The sequence below is a fragment of the Glutamicibacter sp. V16R2B1 genome (assembly GCF_005774635.1).
GTDB lineage: Bacteria > Actinomycetota > Actinomycetes > Actinomycetales > Micrococcaceae > Glutamicibacter > Glutamicibacter creatinolyticus.
The window spans coordinates 1-1,484 of sequence record NZ_VATX01000057.1 but is presented as its reverse complement, the minus strand read 5'-3'; the positions used below and the strand labels follow the sequence as shown (position 1 = coordinate 1,484).

At 74.3% G+C, this 1,484-nt stretch carries 1 protein-coding gene; it reads left to right on the top strand.

What is annotated here, in order from left to right; all coding sequences use genetic code 11:
- Positions 1-1,089: 1,089 nt before the first annotated feature.
- Positions 1,090-1,484, top strand: a 395-nt coding sequence (locus tag FDN03_RS15995) for a hypothetical protein (protein ID WP_212743935.1), incomplete at its 3' end; no start/stop codon positions are given.

The following is a 1,484-nucleotide window of genomic DNA, read 5'->3' as shown; positions in this document are numbered from 1 at the left end:
ACCTGGGTACCAGCCGTCGCAGCGCCAGCCGTCGCAGTGCCGGCCGTTTCAGTACAAGCCGTTCTGGTGCCAGCCTTTGTGGCGCCGGGCGCCCGGTGGTCAGCCTCATCGCCAGGCCGTCCGCGTGCCTCCTCGACCTTTCCGGAACCGGCACAACCGCCAGCCTGGCGGGGAAGTCCCACAGGATTGGTGAGACCGGGATGAGAAGGTTCTCATCTTTACCGGCCGTTCCGCAGCGACGACCGGGGTGGCGCCGAACAGGGCGCCGTCAGGGATGGCGAGAGAGCCGGGGCACCCGGCATCACGGTGTTGCGGCGGGCAGTGCGCGCCCCGGTGCGCGTGGCGGTGCGCTGGGCACCAGGGTCACTCCGGGTTCCGACAGCACGGGTGCGGGTGCCGCACTGGGATCCGTGGTGGCGGCCGGCAACGGGCGGTACGTCACCGCAGGCGCGTCGTCCGGCCGGATGGCGAGCCGCTGCGGTGTCTCCTGTCCGGACATGCGAGTAGCCAGTTCCCGCAGGTACCGCTGCCGCGTCTGCTCGGCCGACACTCCGGTCGGCACCCCTGTTGGCGCCGGCTCCTCAGTCGTCGGGCTGGGAACCGGGGTCGCGGTCGTCGTCACCGTCGGCACGAGGATGGGACCGCCGAGGTCCGGCGGCCGTGGCTGGCCGCGGCCGGTGACGACCACGCCGAACCCGGGGGCCACGAGCGCACTCACGACGACCAGGGACAACACGGCCCCGGGCAGCAGCACCAGCCAGGGGCGCCCGGGCCGGCGTCGACTGTCCGTACGGCGGCGGGGGTGCCGCCCGCGCGCGGCCCGACGTTCCGGTTGATCCCGCTGGTCCCGCCGGAAGCGCCTCATGGACAGCAAGGCTAGGACGGGACGTGACACCGCCGCCGGCGGGACCGGGCCCCACCCGCCAGAAGTGGTCGGCCAGGCATTGCCGGCCACCGCCCCTGCACGCCGCCGTGGCCTGGCGATGAGAGAGCTCTCATCTCCGTTTCATGGCACACCCACGCTCGGCGACGAGTGTCACTCTGCGCCGCCGCGGAGTGGCCGCGGCATGACCGAACCGAGGTTCGACGATGGCATCCACCCAGAACCTGCCGCGTACCCGAAAGCTGGTGGGCATCGCAGGGCTGGCGCTCACCCTGCTGGGCGCCGGCATCGCGACGTCGACGTCCGCCGCCGCGGCGACCACGTCGGCTCCCGCCCCGGCGCCACCTGCCGCGACCCCTCCAGGGGTGCCCGCAGCGCCCGCACCGGTTCCGGCGGAAACGCCGGCGGGCGCCGTGCCAGGGCCCGTGCCGTCCGCGGTGCCTGTTCCGTCGCGAACAGCCGCCTGCGCGGTCGAGGACCCCGCGGTGTCGCCGGAGCAGCAGCGGCTGCGCTGCGAACGGGCGGTCGCGCCGGGACGCGACGGCTCACTGCCCGTCGGCGGGGTCGACACCGGCGCGGGCGGCACCGCCACGGCCGAGAC